This is a genomic window from Curtobacterium sp. CFBP9011, from assembly GCF_034045095.1.
GTDB lineage: Bacteria > Actinomycetota > Actinomycetes > Actinomycetales > Microbacteriaceae > Curtobacterium.
In genome coordinates this window covers 139,414-157,989 of the sequence record NZ_JAXCWN010000002.1, presented here as the reverse complement: position 1 = coordinate 157,989, position 18,576 = coordinate 139,414, and the positions used below count along the sequence as shown (strand labels likewise).

18 protein-coding genes are annotated in these 18,576 nt (G+C 73.6%); 12 read left to right on the top strand and 6 right to left on the bottom strand.

The window, feature by feature from the left end; genetic code table 11:
• Window positions 1-102: 102 nt before the first annotated feature.
• The 5 genes from SOM35_RS05025 to SOM35_RS05005 all read left to right on the top strand — a co-directional run bounded on the left by SOM35_RS05025 (window position 103) and on the right by SOM35_RS05005 (window position 5,575).
• Window positions 103-2,094 (top strand): TPM domain-containing protein, encoded by a 1,992-nt coding sequence (locus SOM35_RS05025; protein WP_320514616.1) that lies wholly within the window; start codon window positions 103-105, stop codon window positions 2,092-2,094.
• A gap of 49 nt (window positions 2,095-2,143) precedes the next feature.
• Window positions 2,144-2,866, top strand: a complete 723-nt coding sequence (locus tag SOM35_RS05020) for a PspA/IM30 family protein (protein ID WP_111073635.1) — start codon at window positions 2,144-2,146, stop codon at window positions 2,864-2,866.
• A gap of 47 nt (window positions 2,867-2,913) precedes the next feature.
• Entirely contained in the window at window positions 2,914-3,735 is an 822-nt protein-coding gene (locus SOM35_RS05015; protein ID WP_111073636.1) for an arginase family protein, read from the top strand.
• Between the two features lie 79 nt (window positions 3,736-3,814).
• Window positions 3,815-5,215 (top strand): dihydrolipoyl dehydrogenase family protein, encoded by a 1,401-nt coding sequence (locus SOM35_RS05010; RefSeq protein ID WP_320514615.1) that lies wholly within the window; start codon window positions 3,815-3,817, stop codon window positions 5,213-5,215.
• Between the two features lie 3 nt (window positions 5,216-5,218).
• Complete coding sequence (locus SOM35_RS05005) at window positions 5,219-5,575, top strand: Fe-S oxidoreductase (protein WP_320514614.1); 357 nt, start codon at window positions 5,219-5,221, stop codon at window positions 5,573-5,575.
• A gap of 579 nt (window positions 5,576-6,154) precedes the next feature.
• Here SOM35_RS05005 and SOM35_RS05000 read toward each other — a convergent pair.
• Both SOM35_RS05000 and SOM35_RS04995 read right to left on the bottom strand, forming a co-directional pair.
• On the bottom strand, window positions 6,155-6,970 hold the full coding sequence (locus SOM35_RS05000) for an ABC transporter ATP-binding protein (RefSeq protein ID WP_320514613.1): 816 nt from the start codon (window positions 6,968-6,970) through the stop codon (window positions 6,155-6,157).
• Complete coding sequence (locus SOM35_RS04995) at window positions 6,967-7,878, bottom strand: siderophore-interacting protein (RefSeq protein WP_320514612.1); 912 nt, start codon at window positions 7,876-7,878, stop codon at window positions 6,967-6,969. Before SOM35_RS04995 ends, SOM35_RS05000 begins: the two co-directional genes overlap by 4 nt.
• Window positions 7,879-7,941: 63 nt before the next feature.
• Here SOM35_RS04995 and SOM35_RS04990 point away from each other — a divergent pair, with 63 nt between their 5' ends.
• From SOM35_RS04990 to SOM35_RS04965, 6 genes are all read left to right on the top strand, one after another.
• Window positions 7,942-8,892 (top strand): alpha/beta fold hydrolase, encoded by a 951-nt coding sequence (locus SOM35_RS04990; RefSeq protein ID WP_221850346.1) that lies wholly within the window; start codon window positions 7,942-7,944, stop codon window positions 8,890-8,892.
• Between the two features lie 132 nt (window positions 8,893-9,024).
• Window positions 9,025-10,524 carry an ABC transporter substrate-binding protein gene (locus tag SOM35_RS04985; RefSeq protein WP_320514611.1) on the top strand — a complete coding sequence of 500 codons (1,500 nt, stop codon included), beginning with the start codon at window positions 9,025-9,027 and terminating at the stop codon, window positions 10,522-10,524.
• A gap of 10 nt (window positions 10,525-10,534) precedes the next feature.
• A complete protein-coding gene (locus SOM35_RS04980) occupies window positions 10,535-11,488 on the top strand; it encodes an ABC transporter permease (RefSeq protein WP_320514610.1) in 954 nt (317 codons plus the stop codon).
• Window positions 11,485-12,441 (top strand): ABC transporter permease, encoded by a 957-nt coding sequence (locus SOM35_RS04975; protein WP_320514609.1) that lies wholly within the window; start codon window positions 11,485-11,487, stop codon window positions 12,439-12,441. The genes SOM35_RS04980 and SOM35_RS04975 overlap by 4 nt, the downstream gene beginning before the upstream one ends.
• The gene (locus SOM35_RS04970) at window positions 12,438-13,238 is read left to right on the top strand and encodes an ABC transporter ATP-binding protein (protein ID WP_320514608.1); all 801 of its coding nucleotides are present in this window, start codon (window positions 12,438-12,440) and stop codon (window positions 13,236-13,238) included. The genes SOM35_RS04975 and SOM35_RS04970 overlap by 4 nt, the downstream gene beginning before the upstream one ends.
• The gene (locus SOM35_RS04965) at window positions 13,235-14,035 is read left to right on the top strand and encodes an ABC transporter ATP-binding protein (protein ID WP_320514607.1); all 801 of its coding nucleotides are present in this window, start codon (window positions 13,235-13,237) and stop codon (window positions 14,033-14,035) included. The genes SOM35_RS04970 and SOM35_RS04965 overlap by 4 nt, the downstream gene beginning before the upstream one ends.
• Before the next feature lie 321 nt (window positions 14,036-14,356).
• On the opposite strand, the gene SOM35_RS04960 is transcribed toward SOM35_RS04965, so the two are convergent.
• From SOM35_RS04960 to SOM35_RS04950, 3 genes are read right to left on the bottom strand one after another with little or no spacing between them, the layout of a single operon-like run.
• Complete coding sequence (locus tag SOM35_RS04960) at window positions 14,357-15,796, bottom strand: amidase (RefSeq protein WP_320514606.1); 1,440 nt, start codon at window positions 15,794-15,796, stop codon at window positions 14,357-14,359.
• 9 nt (window positions 15,797-15,805) lie between these two features.
• The gene (locus SOM35_RS04955; RefSeq protein ID WP_320514605.1) at window positions 15,806-16,021 is read right to left on the bottom strand and encodes a helix-turn-helix domain-containing protein; all 216 of its coding nucleotides are present in this window, start codon (window positions 16,019-16,021) and stop codon (window positions 15,806-15,808) included.
• Entirely contained in the window at window positions 16,021-16,686 is a 666-nt protein-coding gene (locus SOM35_RS04950) for a hypothetical protein (RefSeq protein ID WP_320514604.1), read from the bottom strand. The genes SOM35_RS04955 and SOM35_RS04950 overlap by 1 nt, the downstream gene beginning before the upstream one ends.
• A gap of 89 nt (window positions 16,687-16,775) precedes the next feature.
• Between SOM35_RS04950 and SOM35_RS04945 the strand changes: the two genes are divergently transcribed.
• Entirely contained in the window at window positions 16,776-17,537 is a 762-nt protein-coding gene (locus SOM35_RS04945) for a hypothetical protein (RefSeq protein WP_320514603.1), read from the top strand.
• Here SOM35_RS04945 and SOM35_RS04940 read toward each other — a convergent pair.
• Window positions 17,534-18,502, bottom strand: a complete 969-nt coding sequence (locus SOM35_RS04940) for an NAD-dependent epimerase/dehydratase family protein (protein ID WP_320514602.1) — start codon at window positions 18,500-18,502, stop codon at window positions 17,534-17,536. The genes SOM35_RS04945 and SOM35_RS04940 overlap by 4 nt on opposite strands.
• Between the last annotated feature and the right edge of the window lie 74 nt (window positions 18,503-18,576).

Below are 18,576 nucleotides of genomic sequence, written 5' to 3'. Positions count from 1 at the left end.
GCAGATCGGGTCGTCCACAGCCCCGGTCCACCCAGCGGACCCCTGGATAGACTCCGGGCGACGGCCACGGACCCGGTCGACAGGACCACGGAAAGAGGACGGATGCGCGCGGTCGACGGCAGGACTGACCCCGGGACGACGAGGCTGGCACGCCTGGTGTCGGGGATCGTCGCGGCGGTGGCGGCAGTGGCGCTCGTCGTGCTCCCCGCAGCCGGAGCGCAGGCGACCGCCCCGGTCGACATCGGCAGCGCCTACGTCGTCGACGACGCCGACGCTCTCACCGGAGCCCAGCAGGCCGAGGTCGAACGGGCCGTCCAGCAGCTGTACACGGACACCGGGACCCAGCTCTACGTCGTGTTCGTGCCGTCGTTCACGGACCCGAGCGACCACACGGCCTGGGGTGCGGCGACGATGCAGCGCAACCAGATCGAGACGGACGGCATCCTGCTCTCCGTCGCGGTCGACGAGCGGAACTACGACGTCCAGCAGACGAACGAGACCACGATCAGTTCCAGCGACGTCGAGAACGCCGTCGACGACGCCCTGCTCCCCCGTCTCAAGCAGGGTGACTGGGCCGGGGCGGCGACGGGGTTCGCGAGCGGCCTGCAACAGAGCCAGCAGCCCGCCGACCTGACCTGGCTGTGGATCCTGCTCGGCCTCGCCGTGCTGGCCGCCGTCATCGCGGTCCTGGTGATCCGCAGCCGCAACAAGCGTCGGGCCGCTGCGACGCGCGCGCAGCAGGAACAGACCCTCGCCGAACTCGAACGTCGAGCCGGCGGCGCCCTCGTCACGATCGACGACGAGATCCGCACCGCCGAGCAGGAGGTCGGGTTCGCCTCGGCGCAGTTCGGCGAGGACGCCGCGAAGCCGTTCGCCGACACCGTGGCGATCGCCAAGCGGGAGGTCCGCAAGGCCTTCGCGCTGCAGCAGCAGCTCGACGACGAGGTCCCGGACACCCCGCAGCAGCGCGTCGACTGGTCGAACCAGATCATCACGACGTGCGAGCAGGCCCACGCGGCGCTCGAGGCACAGACCGAGGCGTTCGACCAGCTCCGCGCCCTCGAGAACACGGTGGACACCGCCTCCGCCGAGCTGACGACCTCGCTCGCCGCGGCCCCGGCGGCCGTCGACGCCGCGCGCGCCGCCCTCGAGCGTGTCCGGAGCGCCTACACCGGCCGGACACTCGCGACCGTGGCGGACAACGTCGACCAGGCGGCCGAGGTCCTGCAGTACGCCGACGAGCGTGCCGCCGCAGCCCGGACGGCCCTCGCCGCCGGTGACCGCGGCGAAGCGGTCGTCGCCGTGCGGGACGGTCAACACGCACTCGCCCAGGTCCAGCAGCTCACCGGTGCCGTCACGGCAGCCGAGACCACCTTCGCCGACGCCGCCACCCGCGCCGAGGCGATGCGCGCCGACATCGAGGGCGACCTCGCCGCCGCAGGCACGCTGCGCACCGGCGGGCCCGACCTCGCCGCCGCCGTCGCCCGGGCACAGCGGGTCCTCCGCGCCGACGTCGACCCGCGCGACCCGGTCGGGGCCGTCGACGCGCTGACGAAGGCGAACACCGACATCGACGCCGCCCTCGCCAGTGCCCGCACCGCCGAGGAGCAGCACCGCCGCGCGACCCAGGCCCTCGACGCCGCCCTGCGGGACGCCCGCAGCCGGATCACGCAGGCACGGCAGTACGTCACCGCGCACCGCGGCGGCGTCGGTTCGACCGCCCGGACCCGACTGTCCGAGGCCGAACGGGCACTCGACGACGCCCTCGACCTCGCCACGACCGACCCACAGCGCGCCCTGCAGGCAGCCCGCGCAGCCGAGCAGTACGCCGCCGCAGCCATCGACGAAGCGAACGACGACATGGGCGGTTGGCCGGGGGCCGGCGGCGGCATGGGCGGCGGGCGCGGCGGTGCCCAGCTCGGCGGCCTCGTCACCGGCATCGTCCTCGGCGGCCTGCTCGGCGGGCGCGGCGGCAGCTACGGCGGCGGCAGCTTCGGGGGCGGCGGCGGCTTCGGCGGGGGTGGCGGGGGCTTCTCCGGCGGCGGGGGCGGCGGAGGCGGCGGCGGGGGCTTCTCCGGCGGCGGACGCTTCTGACCAGACCACTCGAACGCACCAGTGATCCATCCACGAAAGGGAACCAGCAATGGCAAAGCAGTCCATCTTCGGCCGCATCTCCACGCTCGTCCGGGCGAACATCAACCAGCTCATCGACAACGCCGAGGACCCGCAGCTGATGCTCGACCAGCTCGTCCGTGACTACTCGAACAACATCGCGGACGCCAAGAGCGCCATCGCGCAGACCATCGGCAACCTCCGCCTGCTCGAACAGGACAACGACGAAGACGTCCGCGCCGCCCAGGAGTGGGGCCAGAAGGCCGCGAACGCCTCCACCGCGGCGGACCGGTACCGCGCCGAGGGCAAGGCCGCCGACGCGGACAAGTTCGACAACCTCGCCAAGATCGCGATCGGCAAGCAGATCGCCGCCGAGCAGGAGGTCAAGGACAACGCCGCACCGCTCGCAACCCAGAACGAGCAGGTCGAGAAGCTCAAGCAGGGTCTGGCCGGCATGGAACAGAAGCTCGAAGAACTCCGTTCGAAGCGGAACACCCTGGTCGCCCGTGCCAAGACGGCGGAAGCCCAGTCCAAGGTCAACGACGCCCTCGGCAACATCGACATCACCGACCCGACCAGCGACCTGGCCCGCTTCGAGGAGAAGGTCCGTCGTGAAGAGGCCAAGGTCATCGGGCAGCAGGAACTGCAGGCGTCGAGCCTCGACGCGCAGTTCGAGAGCCTCGAGGACGTCGGCCGTGACGCCGAGGTCGAGGCCCGTCTCGCCGCGCTGAAGTCCGGCGGCCCGACGGTCTGACCGCGACTGCACCGGACGACGTCGGACCCGCCTGACAGACTGACACGATGCGCTTCATCGTGGTCGGTCAGTGGCAGGGTTCGGCGTCGTCCCGTGCGATGCGGCTCGCGGACGGAGCAGCCGCCGTCGCAGCGGACCTGCCCCGGACGGCGACCACCACGATCGACGTCCCGACCGGTGCCGGCGACCGACTGGACACGGCGGTCGCCCGGTACACCTCGGTGCTCACCGTCTCGGGTTCCGTCGCCGAGGAAGCCGCGGTCGCGACCGAACCGGTCCTGGTGATCGGCGGCGACGGGTCCAGCGTGCTCGGTGCCTCCGTCCTCGTCGGACCGGACACGGCCGTCGTGCGGCTCTCCGGGTCCAGCGGGTTCCGGGCGCTGAACCGGGCCCAACCGGTGGCTGCGGAGACGGCCGCCCTGCGCCTCCTGGTCGACCGCCCCGCCGACCTGTTCCCGGACCTGCCCGTCGTCCGGGCCGCCTCGGTGGTGGTCGCGGGCACCCGCGGCACCGAGTCCGCCGAGGCCGCGGCACTGGACCGCGCCGGCATCACGCACCTCGACGTCGACGCTGCGACGCCGGACGCCCTGCGCGGAGCGGTCGAGCGCACCGGCGCCGACAGCGTGTTCGTGCACGTCGACCTCGACGTGCTCGACCCGTCGGAGGTCGACGGGCTGCTCGAGCCGGTCCCCTTCGGCATCGACGGCGCTGCCCTCGTCGCCCTCGTCCAGGCGGCCACGGCCGGACGACGCCTGGTCGGCGCTGCCCTGACCGGGTTCGCCCCGGTCGACCCGAGCCGCGCAGTCGAGGACATGGGCGTCATCCTGCGGGTCGTCGGCGCCCTGTCCACCGCGGCACGCACGGCTTGACCGGTCCGACGCGACGGGTCCTCCACACAGCGCACCGCTCCCGGTTGATGCCCGCCCGTCGGCGGCTACGCTCGGCCGCATGACGGACTACGACCTCATCGTGATCGGAGCCGGCGCTGTCGGCGAGAACGTGGCGGACTACGCCCACAAGCGCGGCCTGTCGGTCGCCGTGGTGGAAGCCGAACTCGTGGGCGGTGAGTGCTCCTACTGGGCCTGCATGCCGTCGAAGGCCCTGCTGCGCAGCAGTCACGCGGTCGCGGCCGCCAAGCGCCTGGGTGGCGCGAAGGAAGCCGTGACCGGTGACGTCGACGCCGCCGCCGTGCTCGCCCGACGCAACTCGTTCACCAGCAACTGGGACGACGCCTCACAGGTGCAGTGGCTCGAGTCCGCCGACATCGCCCTGATCCGCGGCCGCGCCACGATCACCGGTGAGAAGACCATCGAGGTCGGCGGCACCGCGTACACGGCGCACGCGATCGCCCTGGTCACCGGCTCGGTGCACACCCTGCCGCCGGTCCCGGGCCTCGCCGAGGCGAAGCCGTGGGGCACCCGCGAAGGCACCAGCGCGCAGGAGGTCCCGGAGAGCCTGCTCGTCATCGGCGGCGGCGTCGCCGGCTCCGAGCTCGCGACCGCCTGGGCCGCCCTCGGCGCGACGGTCACCCTGGCCGCCCGCCACGGTCTGCTCGGCGGGATGGAGCCCTTCGCAGGTGAACTCGTCGCCGACGGCATGCGCGAACTCGGCATCGACGTCCGCACCGGCGTGAACCCCACCCGCGTCGACCGCGACGAGCACGGCCTCGTCACCACCACCTTCGACGACGGCACGACCCTCGTCACCAGCGAGGTCCTCGCCGCCACCGGCCGCGCACCCGGCACCGAGCACCTCGGACTGTCCTCGGTCGGACTGACCGACGGCGAGTGGCTCGACGTCGACGACACCATGCTCGTCACCGGCACCGACTGGCTGTACGCCGTCGGCGACGTCAACCACCGCGCACTGCTCACCCACCAGGGCAAGTACCAGGCCCGTGCGGCCGGCGAGGTCATCGCGGCACGCGTCCAGGGCCGTCCGGTGCACGCCGAGCCGTGGGGCGCCCACGTCGCCACCGCCGACCACGCCGCGGTCCCCCAGGTCACCTTCACCGACCCCGAGGTCGCGAGCGTCGGCCTCACGGAGGAGCAGGCCCGTCAGCAGGGCATCGACGTCCGCGCGGTCGAGTACGACCTGGGCAGCATCGCCGGCTCGGCACTGCAGGCGGACGGCTACACCGGCCGCGCGAAGATGGTCGTCGACGAGTCCCGCGGGGTCGTCGTCGGGGTCACCTTCGTCGGGCAGGACGTCGCCGAGATGCTGCACGCGGCCACCGTCGCCGTCGTGGGCGAGGTCCCGCTCGAGCGCCTCTGGCACGCCGTCCCCGCCTACCCGACCATGAACGAGATCTGGCTCCGCCTGCTCGAGACCTACGGCCGTCCCGAGTAGCCCGTGCGGAACCCGCTCGTCGCCTCGCCGGTGTCCCGTGCCGGGTGGCTCTTCGCGACCGCCGTCGGCCTGGCGATCGGGCTGCCCCTGTCGACCGGCCAGGTCCGGGTCTACGACGGGTTGATCGTCTGCCGGGGGCTGCCCCGCTGGGTGTTCCGGCGCGGCGGCACCTGCGTCGGCTCGGTCTACCTGACACGGGACAACGACGGCGACCGGGTCCTCCGGCACGAGCGCGTGCACGTCGAGCAGTGGCGCCGGTACGGCATGCTCATGCCCCTGCTGTACGGCGTCGCCGGGCGGGATCCGCTGCGCAACCGCTTCGAGGTCGAGGCGGGGCTGGAGGACGGCGGCTACCGCTGACGCCCGCCGGCCCCCCGGCCCCCGGCCCCCGGCGTCAGCCGGACACGCACAACAGGAACCGGCTCGAACCACGCGATCCCGTGGTTCGAGCCGGTTCCTGTTGTGCGGAGCCGATCCGCGCCGCCGATCCAGTCCAGCAGGCGCGCCAGGCCGGCTCGGCCCCCGCGGCGCGGCGCGACACGACCGGCCACCCTCCTCGCGCCGAACGGTCACGACACCCCGCCCCCGATCCGCCGAGCGGTCACGTTCCGTCGTTCCGCGGCCCTGAGAACGACGATGTGTGACCGCTCGACGAACTCTTGCCGGGCGTGCCGGCCCGGCTCAGCGGACGCGGCCGCCAGGCTCAGCGGGCGCGGCGGGCCAGCTCAGCCGCGGCGGCGCGGCACGACCGGCGATCGTCCTCGCGCCGAACGGTCACGACACCCCGCAACCGATCCGCCGAGCGGTCATGTTCCGTCGATCCGCGGCGCTGAGAACGACGATGTGTGACCGCTCGACGGACTCCGGCCGGGCGCGGCGGGCCGGCTCAGCACGCGCCGGCTCAGCCCGCGCAGCCCGGCTCAGCCCGCGCAGCCCGGCTCAGCGCGCGCGGCGCGGGACGACCAGCGGCGTGCCGGTCTCCGGGTCGGGGACGACCACGCACGGCAGCCCGAAGACGTCGGCGACGAGCTCCTCGGTGACCACCGACTCCGGCGTCCCCTGCGCCACGATGACGCCGTCACGCATCACGATCATGTGCGTCGCGTACCGGGCCGCCTGGTTCAGGTCGTGCAGCACCGCGACGACCGTCCGCCCGGCGGCGTGCAGCGTGGACGCCAACTCGAGCACGTCGTACTGGTGCGCGATGTCGAGGAACGTCGTCGGCTCGTCGAGCAGCACGATGTCGGTCTGCTGCGCGAGCACCATCGCGATCCAGACCCGCTGCCGCTGCCCGCCCGAGAGCTCGTCGACGCCACGGTCGGCGAGCCCCACGATGTCGGTCTGCGCCAGGGCAGCCTGCACGACCTGCCGATCGGTTCCGCTCGAGGGGTGCAGCAGATCCTGGTGCGGGAACCGTCCGCGCGACACCAGGTCCCGCACGGTGATGCCGTCCGGGGCGATCGGCGTCTGCGGCAGCATCGCGACCCGCCGGGCGACGGCCTTGGGGCGGTACGACGTGATCGGTCGGCCGTCCAGGTACACGGTGCCGGCCGACGGCTTGAGCGTCCGCGCCAGTGCCTTGAGCAGCGTCGACTTGCCGCACGCGTTCGGCCCGACGATGACGGTCAGTTCGCCGTCCGGGACGTCCACGTCGAGGTCGTGCACGACCACGCGGTCGTCGTAGCCGAGCCGGAGTCCGCGGGCACCGAGCGCCGTGACGGGGGCCTCCGGGGTGAGCACCGAGGCAGGGCTCAACACTCCGCCTTGCCGTGCCGCCAGTACCCCATGAACGCGACCTGCTTGCGGTCGAGTCCGACGCTCCGCACGAGATGACGGCGGAGCTCCTTGACGCAGCCGGCCTCCCCCGCGATCCAGGCGTACACCGGCAGGTCGTCGTCCTCGCGCGGGACGTCCCAGAGCACCTGCTGGTCGACGTCCACGTCCGCCAGTTCGGCGCCGGCGGCAGCACGGCCGGCGACGACGAGCGGGTCCGGGGCGACGGTCGAGGCCCAGGCGTGCACGTGGTCCGTCATCCGGGCTCCGTGCGTGGCGCCGTTCCGGGCGATCCAGCGGACCTCGACCCCGGCGGGCGCGGAGACCGGCAGCCGGTCGGCGTCCGTCGGGACCTCGATGAACACGTGGCCGACGGCGCTGACGTCGAGCGCTTCGAGGATCGCGCAGATCGCGGGAGCGGCGGTCTCGTCCCCGGCGAGGAGGATCCGGTTCGCGGACCCGGGCGAGAACTCGGCGGCACCGGAGGGCAGGTCGGCCGGCGACTCCGGCATGCTCGGGCCGACGATCCGCAGTTCGTCGCCGACACGGCAGGCCGACACCCAGCGGGACGCCGGGCCGGCGTCGCCGTGGGCGACGAAGTCGATGTCGAGCTCGTGGGCATCCGGCCGGAACGAGCGGACCGTGTAGGTGCGGATCGGGTTGCGCGTTGCGTCCGGCAGGGCACGCCACGCCGCGAACCAGTCCTCGCCCTCGGGCAGGTCGGAGAACCCGTGCCCGTCGAGCGGCAGCAGCACCTTGATGCGCTGGTCGAGACCGACGGCCGAGAAGTCCGCGAGCTCGTCACCGGTCAGCGTCACCCGGACGAAGTGCGGGGTGAGCGACGAGACGGCTGCCACACGGACGGAGAAGACGCGGTACCGGGCTGCCACCCCTCGAGTATGGCATGCCTAACCTAAGGAGAACAGGGCGCGTCGCACTGCGACACTGGACGGGTGTCCGAGCACGATGACGAATTCGCCGACGTCCCCGCCCTGGCGGCCGCGAGCGGCGTGACCGAGCCGCTCCGCGCCTCCCGGCAGGAGGTCCCGACCGACGGTGGGACGGTCTCCGCGATCCGCTGGTCGCGGACCCCTCCGCCGGCGGCCGGACGGGAGGCCCGGATCACCTACCTGCACGGGCTCGGCATCGACGCCCACAGCTTCGACCAGACCGCGATCGCGGTCGACCAGCCGGCCGTCGCGCTGGACCTGCCGGGGCACGGCCGGTCGGCCTGGCGGGCGGACGCGGACTACGCGGCGACCGCGACGGCACCGACCGTCCTCGCCGCCCTGGACGCCCTGGACGTGCCGCCGGGGCTGGTCGTCGGACACTCGCTCGGCGCGATCCTGTCGGCACGACTGGCTGCCCTCGCGCCGGAGCGGGTCACCGGCCTCGTGCTCGTCGACATGTCGCCGGACTTCGCGCAGCGGGCGGTCGACCGGATCGCCCGGGCGCTGGAGTCCGAGGAGTCGTTCGGCAGTCTCGACGAGGTCGTCGAACGGGCGATCGCGGCCCGGGTCGGCGGGGACGAGGCGACTCTCCGCCGCGAGGCACGGCACTCCACGCGTGTCGGCGCCGACGGTCGACTCGTCCGGCGACACCACTTCCCGCACCTCGGCGGCCGGATGTCGTCCGTCGGGCGGTTCGCGGACGCGTGGCCGGACCTCGAGCAGCTCGACGTGCCGCTGCTGCTGGTCCGGGGCGACCGGGGGTACGTTTCCCCCAAGCTGCACCAGGCGTTCGCCGAGCGGTTGCCGGACGCGACGATCGTCACCGTGGAGTCTCGGCACGCCGTGCAGACGCAGGCTCCGTTGCCGCTCGCCCGGGCGATCCGGGAATGGGCGAGTACGCACGCGTTGTTGGATGGCGTCGAAGAACCCCCTGCGACTTCGTCCGAGACCTGACACCGCCGACGCCCGAGCGCCCGGTAGCCTCGTCCGAGCGCCGCCGACGACCGTCGTCCCGGCGCCTCCGATCCGGCCCTGCACCGGATCGATCCGGCCCCCGACGGGGTCGGCTCCGGGAAGGAACCCAGCATGCGTCCGCTCCACCGCACCGCCCTCGCCGCGGCAGCCCTCGCCGTCGCGACCTCGGTCGCCCTGGCCGGCTGCTCCGGCGGCTCCGACGACACCCGCGGCGGCGCCGACGCGACGGTCCGGGTCGGCCTGGTGCTCGAACCGACGAGCCTCGACATCCGCACCCAGAGCGGGAACGCCCTGGACCAGGTGCTCATCGACAACGTCTACCAGGGGCTCGTCGGGCGGACCGCGGACGGGAAGGTCCGCGACGTGCTGGCGTCCTCGCACCAGGTCTCCGGCGACGGCCTGACCTACACGTTCACGCTCCGCGACGGGGCGACGTTCCAGGACGGCAAGCCGGTCACCGCGAAGGACGTCGTCTGGTCGCTCGAGGACGTCAAGGCGCACGAGTCCTACGTCGACGCGGACGACCTCGCGTCGGTGAAGACCGTCGCAGCGACCGGGGACGACACCGTCACGCTGACCCTGGCGAAGCCGGACTCGGACCTGCTCTGGAACCTCACCGGCCGGGCCGGGCTGGTCCTCGAGCAGGCCGCGGGCAACGACCGGACGAAGACCGCGAACGGCACCGGGCCGTTCGAGGTCGCCAGCTGGAAGCAGGGCGACTCGCTCACCTTCCGCCGGAACCCGGACTACTGGGGCGCGAAGGCGAAGGTGGCGAAGGTCGTCTTCCGGTACATCACCGACCCGTCGACGGCCGTCAACGCGATGGCCGGCGGGGACCTCGACGTCGAGACCGCGGTCGACGGCACGCTGAAGAGCCAGCTGCAGGGCACCTCCGGCGTGACGCTGCACACCGGCAAGACGACCGACAAGTACACGCTGGCCTTCAACGACCAGCAGGCGCCGTTCACCGACGTCCGCGTCCGCCGGGCGATCCGGCAGGCCATCGACCCGAAGGCCGTCATCAAGGCCATCGGTGGCGGCGGGGTGGAGCAGGGCGGTCCGATCCCCGCCCTCGACCCCGGCTACCAGGACCTGACCGACGTCGACGCGTACGACCCGGCCGCGGCGAAGAAGCTCCTGCAGCAGGCCGGCGTGACGAAGCCGACGCTGACCCTGACCTACGCCAACGTGTACCCGACGGCGATCGGTGACGTCCTGACCTCCGAACTCGCCGACGTCGGCATCACGCTGAAGGTGCAGCGCGTCGACTTCGCGACCTGGCTCGACTCCGTCTTCAAGAAGAAGGACTTCGACCTCAGCATGGTGAACCACACCGAGGCGCGGGACTTCGGCAACTGGGCGAACCCGGACTACTACTTCGGGTACGACAACGCCGAGGTCCAGCGGCTCTACGCGGCCTCGGTCGCCACCACCGACCAGACCGAGAAGGTGCGGGCCCTGCAGCAGGCGGCGAAGATCGTCAGCGAGGACGCCGCGGCCGAGTGGCTGTACACGGCGACGACCACGACCGCGATCCGCGACGGCGTCACCGGGTTCCCGTTCGACAGCACCACGACCCGCCTGGACCTGGCGGACCTCGCCGTCTCGTAGCATCGGACTCGTGACCCGATTCCTCGTCGGGCGGGTGCTCCTGCTCGCCGTCGGACTGCTCGTGGCGAGCTTGATCGTCTTCGCGACGCTCCGTGTGCTCCCCGGCGACGTCGCGCAGGTCGTCGCCGGCGCCGAAGCGACGCCCGCCCAGATCGCCGCGCTCCGTGAGCAGCTCGGGCTCGACCGTCCCGTCGTGCTGCAGTACCTCGACTGGATCGGCGGCCTGTTCCGCGGTGACCTCGGCAACTCCCTGGTCACCCGGGGCCCGGTCGCCCCGGAGATCGCGCAGAAGCTCGCGGTGACGCTGCCCCTCGCCGGCATGTCCCTGGCCGCCGCCCTGGTCATCGGCGTCCCACTCGGGGTCCTGGCTGCGGTGCTCCGCCGTCGACCGGGCGGTGCCGTGATCTCCGCCGCCGCGCAGGCCGTCGCTGCGATCCCGGTCGTCTGGGCCGGCATGTTGCTCGTCGCCCTGTTCGCGGTGACCCTGCACTGGCTGCCCGTGCAGGGCTTCCCGCTCGACGGCTGGGACACCCCCGACCGGGCGTTCGCCGCCCTCGTGCTCCCCGCGTTGACCATCGGCGCGGTGGAGGGCGCCGTGATCCTCCGCTTCACCCGCTCCGCGACGCTGTCCGTCCTCGACGCCGACCACGTCCGGACCGCGGCGGCGATCGGCCTGACGAAGAACCGTGCCCTCCTCCGCCACGGGCTGCCGAGCGTCGCACTCACGGTGCTCGCCGTCCTCGGGGTCCAGATCGCCGGACTGCTCGTGGGCGCGGTCGTCGTCGAGCAGCTGTTCTCGCTGCCCGGGGTCGGCCGCATGCTCGTCACCGACGTCGGCCGCCGCGACATCACGAAGGTGCAGTCCGAGCTGCTCGTGCTCACCGGACTCGTGCTGCTCGTCGGGTTCGCCGTCGACGTGCTGCACCGTGTGCTCGACCCGCGGCAGCGCGAGGCCGCGTCGTGACCGCGCTCCGCCGACTGCTCCGGACCCCGACCGGACTGTTCGCCGTCGTCGTCCTGGGGCTGCTCGTCGTGCTGGCCGCGGTGTCGCTCGTCTGGACGCCCGAGAACCCGTTCCGCACCGACCCGTTCCACCAGTGGGAGCGTCCGAGCGCCGCACACTGGTTCGGCACCGACGGGGTCGGCCGCGACATCGCCAGCTACCTGCTCACCGGCACCCGGACCACGCTCGTCGTCGCGGTCGGCGCCGGGGTCATCGCGAGCGTCGTCGGCATCGTCCTCACCGCGATCGGCTCGCTCACCGCCCGCTGGGTCCGTGAGGCCACCGCGGTGCTCCTCGACGTCCTGGTCGCGTTCCCCACCCTGCTCACCGCGATGCTCCTCACCGCGGTGTACGGCGGGTCGCTCGGCGTCGTCGTGGTGTCCGTCGGGCTGGCGTTCGGCGTCACCATCGCCCGTGTCGCCCGCGGCGAGATCCGCCGCATCGCCCGCAGCGACTACGTCGTCGCGGCCCGGGCGTCGGGGGTCGGCCCGCTCGGCGTGCTGTTCCGCCACCTCGTGCCGAACGCCGCGCCGCTGTTCACCGTGCAGCTCTCGCTCGCGATGGCGACCGCGGTCCTCGCCGAGGCCGGACTGTCCTACCTGGGCTACGGCGCCGACGCGGGGACGGCCTCGTGGGGCCGGCTGCTGTCCGACCTGCAGACCTACATCGGCGTGCACCCGTGGAGTGCGACCTGGCCGGGAGCGGCGATCGCGATCGTCGTGATGGCGCTGTCGCTGCTCGGCGACGCCGTCCGGGACGCCACCGACCCGCGGCTGACGACGAGCCGGCGGGGGCCGGACGCGGCGACCCCCACCAGCACCAGCACCAGCACCACCGGTACAACCGGCACCGGCACCTCCGGTACGACCGGCCCCAGCACCGGCACCGTCGCCGGGACGGAGGGGATCGCATGAGCGACGAGACGGCAGCGCCCGGCCTCGACGTCCGCGGGTTGACGGTCCGGATCGCGGAGCGGACGGTGCTCGACGACGTGACGTTCGCCGTGCCTCCCGGCCGACGTGTCGGCGTGATCGGCGCGTCCGGGTCGGGGAAGTCGATGACCTCGCTCGCCCTGATGGGCCTGGAGCCCGCCGGGGCGACGGTCACCGGCAGCATCCGCCTGGACGGCCGGGAGCTCGTCGGCCTGCCCGACCGCGAGCGTGCCCGGACCCGCGGTGCGGCGATCGGCATGGTGTTCCAGGAGCCGGGCACCGCGCTCGACCCGCTCCGCCGGGTCGGCAAGCAGATCGTCGAACCGCTCCGGCTGCACCGCGGCCTGGACCGGCGCGCCGCTGCCGAGGCCGCCGTCGGACTCGCCCGGGACGTCGGCCTGCCCGACCCGGAACTGCTGCTCCGGCAGTACCCGCATCAACTGTCCGGTGGGCAGCGGCAGCGGATCTGCATCGCGATGGCGATGGCCGGCGAGCCGGCGTTCCTGGTCGCGGACGAGCCGACCACGGCGCTCGACGTGACCACGCAGGCCCGGATCCTCGACCTGTTCGAGTCGCTGACGGTCTCCCGGGGCACCGGCATGCTGTTCGTGACGCACGACCTGGCGGTGCTGTCGCGGATCGCGGACACGGCGGTCGTCCTCGAGGCCGGGCGCGTCGTCGAGCAGGGCCGCGTCGCCGACCTGCTCGCCACGCCCGGGCACCCCGCCACCGTGGCGCTCGTCGAGGCGGCGCGCGCCACCGCCAGGAGGACCTCGTGACCGACCCCGACCCCACCGCGCCGGCACTGGTCGGCGCGGACCTCCGCCGCACGTACCGACTCCCCCGTCGCAGCCCGTTCGAGCCGGGCGCGGTCCGCACCGCCGTCGACGGCGTCGACCTGACCGTCGCGGCCGGATCACGGCTCGGGATCGTCGGCGAGTCCGGGTCCGGCAAGTCGACGCTCGTCCGTCTCCTCGCCGGACTGGAGGCTCCCACCACCGGCACCGTGCACGCGTCGGGCCGCCCCGTGGACGCGCGGGCATCGGCCGCGTCTTCGCGCTGGTTCCGTCGGGAGACCGGCATCGTGTTCCAGGACCCGGTCGCCTCACTCGACCCGCGGATGCGCGTCGGGGCGATCGTCGCCGAACCGCTCCGGGCGCTCCGGGTCGCGGGCCACCACCGGGCGATGGTGGCTGCCGTCCTGGAACGGGTGGACCTGCCCGCGGACGCCGCCGACCGGTACCCGCACGAGTTCTCGGGCGGGCAGCGGCAGCGGATCGCGATCGCCCGCGCGGTGGTGCACCGGCCGCGGATCCTGTTCGGGGACGAACCGATGAGTGCCCTCGACGTCGTGGTCCGTGCCCGCGTGATCGACCTGTTCCGCTCGTTCGTCGACGACCTCGGGGCGACGCTCGTGCTCGTGTCGCACGACATCGGCGTGGTGCAGCGGCTGTGCGACACCGTCGCGGTGATGTCGGCGGGGCGGATCGTCGAGCACGGCCCGGTGTCCCTGCTCGACGCGCCGACGCACGAGGTCACGCGGGCCCTGGTCGCGGCGGCGCCGACGCTGCCGTAGGGCCGGGGGCGGCGGGGTTCGCCGACCGGTCACGACACCCCGCTCAGCTCCGCCGACCGGTCACGAACCGTCTGAAACGCCGCCCCACAACGACGAGTCGTGGCCACTCGGCGGCAGCACCCGGGCGCGCCGGACAGCACCCGCGGCCGACGGCGCGAGTAACGGCGCAGCCCGCACCCCCAGCGCCGACCGGTCACGACACCCCGCTCACCTCCGCCGACCGGTCACGAACCGTCGGCAACTCCGCCCCAGAACGACGAGTCGTGGCCACTCGGCGGCAGCACCCGGGCGCGCCCGACAGACGCAGTCCGGCCGCCCGCGCTACCAGCCGGCCGGGTGCCGCCGCTGCCAGCGCAGCCGGCGCTCGAGCTGCGCCCCGACCGCCAGGAGCACCCGCTCCCCACCCGGGCGCCCGATGAGCTGCACGCCCATCGGCAGCCCTGCGCCGTCCGGGTGCCCCTCGCCGGTGACCCCGACGGGCAGCGTGATGGCAGGCAGCCCCGACACGTTCGCCATCGAGGTCCAGGGCGAGTACGCGCACTGGCGCCGGAAGTCCTCCTCCGGGTCGTCGCCGTACCAGCCGAGCGGCCGCGGGGTCATCGCGAGCGTCGGGGTGAGGACGGCGTCGAACCGGTCGAACGCCCGGATCAGCGCGACCGAGAACGCGTCGAGTCCGGCCATCGCGTCGAGCACCTGCGTGCTCGTGAGCGACCGCCCGCGCTCGACCAGCCAGGCGACGAGCGGTGTCAGGGCCGACAGGTCGATCCCCGGGATCCGGGCGATGCCGGCGCCGGAGGACTCCCACGCCACCTGGAACGGCTCGGCGTACGGCAGGCGCGGCATCGTCACGTCCTCGACCCCGTGTCCGACCTCGCCGAGCACGCGGACGGCGGTGTCCACGGCCTCCCGCGCGGCCGGGTCGACGACCACGTCCACGAAGTCGTCCCACGGCGAGCCCTCGAGCAGACCGACGACGAAGCGCCCCTCGCCTCGGACGGCCGCCGCGGTGAAGGGCCCGTCGCCGACGTCGGGCGTCACGAGCGCGTACGGCTGCCGCTCCGGCACCCCGGTCGGTGCGACGAGGGCGTCGAGCAGCATCCCGGCATCGGCGACGGTCCGGGTCAGCGGTCCGGCGACGGCGAGTCCGCCCAGTCCGGCACGCCCGGGCATCGACGGCACACGACCGCGGCTCGGCTTCAGTCCCACCAGGCCCGTGGCGGCCGCCGGGATCCGCACCGAGCCGCCGCCGTCCGACCCGACGGCCGCCGGCAGCAGCCCGGCCGCGACGGCGACTGCGGCGCCGCTCGACGACCCGCCCGGGGCCCGCGTGGTGTCGTACGGGTTGCGGGTGGTGCCGAAGCGCGTCTCGGAGGACGACGACATGCCGAACTCCGGGGTCGCCGTCTTGCCCAGGCTGATCGCCCCGGCGTCGTCGAGCGCCGCGACGAGCGGATGGTCGGCCGCCGCCGGGTCCCCCGGCAGGGCGAGCGTCCCGGACCGGGTGGGCACCCCGCGTCGGTCCGTCAGGTCCTTGTCCGCGGACGGGAGGCCCCACAACGGCCGCGACGTCGGCACCAGGTCGCCGAGGTGGTCGGCCCGGGCACGCGCGGCCTCGGCGGTGACGGCCACGAACGCGCCGAGCTCGGGGTCGAGCCGCTCGATGCGGGCGAGGTAGTGGTCGGTGAGCTCGCGGGCGGTGGTGTCGCCGCGGCGGATCCAGTCCCAGAGTTCCTGCGCCGACAGGTGGTGGAGTTCGAACACGGACCGAGCCTAGGCCGACGCGTCCGGCACCTGCGTGAGCAGCTCGCCCACCTGGCAGCCGAGTGCCACGCAGATCGCTTCGAGCGTGCTGAAGCGGACCGCCTTCGCGTGCCCGTTCTTGAGGATCGAGAGGTTCACGGTGCTCACCCCGACCTGTTCGGAGAGGTCGACGAGCGTCATCCCGCGCGCCAGCAGCAGTTCGTCGAGTCGGCAGACGATCGCCATCAGACCAGTCCGGACGAGTCGTCCCGGTACCCGGCGGCCGTCCGGAAGACCGCCGCGAGGGCGGACAGTCCGGCTGCGGCGACGAGCGGCCAGAACGGGGCGCCCAGGTCCCCGCCGTGGCCGGTGTACGTGCCGAGGAACTCGGGCAGCGCCCCGGCGATCGACGGCTGCGTCAGCTCGCTGGCGGTCTGCAGGACCGAGGCGGCCTCGAACCCCGCGAACACGATGACCGCGAGCGTCGTGAGCGCGCGTGAGCAGGTCCGGGCGAACGGACGCCCGTCGCCGATGCTGCGGGTCACGAGCAGCAGGCAGACTGCGATCCCGCCCGCGGTGAGGACGGTGACGAGGTCGCTCAGGTCGTGCAGCACGATCGTCGAGGCCGGGAGGTCCTGCACCCGTCCGACCATCTCGGTCACCGCCGGCGTCGTCCCGGCCACGACCCTCGCACCGTCGACAGGCGCCCCCGACGGGCGGGCGACCGGCATCTCGAGCGTCCAGGTCCAGTCGATCCCGGTCGTCCGGTGCGTGAGCTGGTCGATCATGCCGGCGACGATGAACCAGGCACGGACGGCAGCGACCAGGATCATGCCGAGGGAGACGACGAACACGAAGCTGACGGAGCTCTTCTGGCGGAGCGCAGCGGCTCGCTCATCGGGGATCGACATGCGGCGAGCATAACGAATTTCGTTGCGCTGCGCCTTTTGCTGGACCGGTGGTGCTTGACCGGGTCCTCCGGAGTGACCAAGCTCGCCGCATGGACTTCGTCGGAGTGCTCGGCGCGGACGCGCCCGACCCACAGCTCGAGCAGCGGGCCGCGGCCCGTGCGCTCGGGTTCGACGTCGCCGGTCTCCGCGCGCAGCGGCACCTCGAGGACTCCGGCTCCCTCGGCGTGCAGACCAGCGAACACGACGGTGTGCTGGTGAGTGCGACCGTGTCCCGGCAGTACACGCTTTGGCGGAACCCCGACGACCGCAGCGACCCGGTGAACCTGGCGGTGCTGGATGACGAGCGGCGGCGGTCGCTCGAGGAGGTCCCGCCGTGGCCGCGCCCGGCCTGGCTCATCGCCGGGGTCGAGCGGATGCGGTATCCGATGCTGTGGGAGGCAGTCCAGACGCACTGGTCCGCACCCGGAACGACCCGTCCCATGGCGGCGGAGACCCTCGTGCAGCACGTGCGGTACGTCCTGATGAACCAGTACCGCGACGAACACGGCGTCCCGGACCCGACCGAGCACCCCTGGCCGACGCTGGTCGACGAGCGCAGCGTCCAGCCCGGGCATCCGGTCCTGGTCGACGGCGTCGAGCGCCCGGGCCTGCTCCTCGACACGGGCCCCTTCGTGCTCGGCCTGGCGACCGTACTCGACGACGGGCGGGTCCTGACGGCGGTGCTCCCCCGCGACGAGCTGCCCCTGCTCACCGTCGCGTTCGACTCGGCAGCACCCCTCGAACCTGGAGCAGGACCGGCGCCGGCGCCGACCCCGGCCCCGGCCCCCGGACCCACCCCCGAGGCGCGCTAGCCCAGACGGACCACGTCGAGCACCCGCCGCTCCTCCGCGTCGGTGAGCCCCGATCGCCGCACCCGCCCCACCCCTCGGGCCCGCTCGTCCTCGACGACACGCCGCACCGTCTCGGCGAGCGGCCGGACCGTCCCGCCGGCCGCCAGGAACGCCAGACCAGCCCGCCGGGCGAACCCCACCTCGCCGACCGGGATCCACAGCGGCAGCGAGGCCGGTCCCGCCCAGTACGCGACCCCCTGCGCCAGGAGGGTGTCGTCGTCGACGGCCACGAGCCTCCCGTCGAACCCGGTCACGGACCGCACCTCGTCGAGGAACGCCCCCATCGACGTGCTCGGTCCGACGGCGTCGACGGTCCCGACCGTGCCCGCTCGCCCGGCGCGGACGATCCACTCCGCCAGGTCCGTGACGTCGACGACCTGCACGGCGCGGTCCTCCAGGACGGGCGTCACGACGTCGCCGCCGCGATCGAGCCGGGCTGCCCAGTAGCCGAAGCGGTCGCTCGGGTCGCCGGGCCCGACGATGAGCCCCGGGCGGACCACGAGCGCGTCCGTCCCCCGTGCCCGCCGGGTCGCTCGCTCGCCAGCGACCTTCGCATCGGCGTACTGCGTCGGGTCGACGGGCTCGACGACGGGTGCGTCCTCGTCGTCGCCGGCCCGGTCGGTGCGGGCGTACACGGAGACAGTCGAGACGAACGTCCAGTGCGCGGCGCGGGCTGAGAGGGCGTCGAGCGCCCCCGTCACGTGCGCCGGGTCGGTCGCCAACTCGACGACGTCCTCCCAGGTGTCGCGCAGGCCGGAGTACGCGTCGTCTGCCGAGCGGTCGGCCCGGACGAACCGTGCACCGGCCGGCGGCTCCCCCGACGCGCCCCGTGCCAGACACGTCACCTCGGCACCGTCCCGCAGCGCAGCCTCAGCGACCGCCCGCCCCAACCACCCGGTCCCGCCCAGCACCAGCACGCGTCGCATGCCGTCAGTCTGGCAGCGCACCGGGCGGGAGGCACGGGACCGGACCGCACCGTGCCTCCCGTCCGGTGCGTGCC

Excerpts from the sequence above, each read along its gene's own strand:
- SOM35_RS05025 (WP_320514616.1), top strand. The coding sequence starts at position 103 with ATGCGCGCGGTCGACGGCAGGACTGACCCCGGGACGACGAGGCTGGCA.
- SOM35_RS05010 (WP_320514615.1), top strand. The coding sequence starts at position 3,815 with ATGACGGACTACGACCTCATCGTGATCGGAGCCGGCGCTGTCGGCGAG.
- SOM35_RS04940 (WP_320514602.1), bottom strand. The coding sequence starts at position 18,502 with ATGCGACGCGTGCTGGTGCTGGGCGGGACCGGGTGGTTGGGGCGGGCG.
- SOM35_RS04955 (WP_320514605.1), bottom strand. The coding sequence starts at position 16,021 with ATGGCGATCGTCTGCCGACTCGACGAACTGCTGCTGGCGCGCGGGATG.
- SOM35_RS04970 (WP_320514608.1), top strand. The coding sequence starts at position 12,438 with ATGAGCGACGAGACGGCAGCGCCCGGCCTCGACGTCCGCGGGTTGACG.
- SOM35_RS05020 (WP_111073635.1), top strand. The coding sequence starts at position 2,144 with ATGGCAAAGCAGTCCATCTTCGGCCGCATCTCCACGCTCGTCCGGGCG.
- SOM35_RS04950 (WP_320514604.1), bottom strand. The coding sequence starts at position 16,686 with ATGTCGATCCCCGATGAGCGAGCCGCTGCGCTCCGCCAGAAGAGCTCC.
- SOM35_RS04945 (WP_320514603.1), top strand. The coding sequence starts at position 16,776 with ATGGACTTCGTCGGAGTGCTCGGCGCGGACGCGCCCGACCCACAGCTC.
- SOM35_RS04985 (WP_320514611.1), top strand. The coding sequence starts at position 9,025 with ATGCGTCCGCTCCACCGCACCGCCCTCGCCGCGGCAGCCCTCGCCGTC.
- SOM35_RS05015 (WP_111073636.1), top strand. The coding sequence starts at position 2,914 with ATGCGCTTCATCGTGGTCGGTCAGTGGCAGGGTTCGGCGTCGTCCCGT.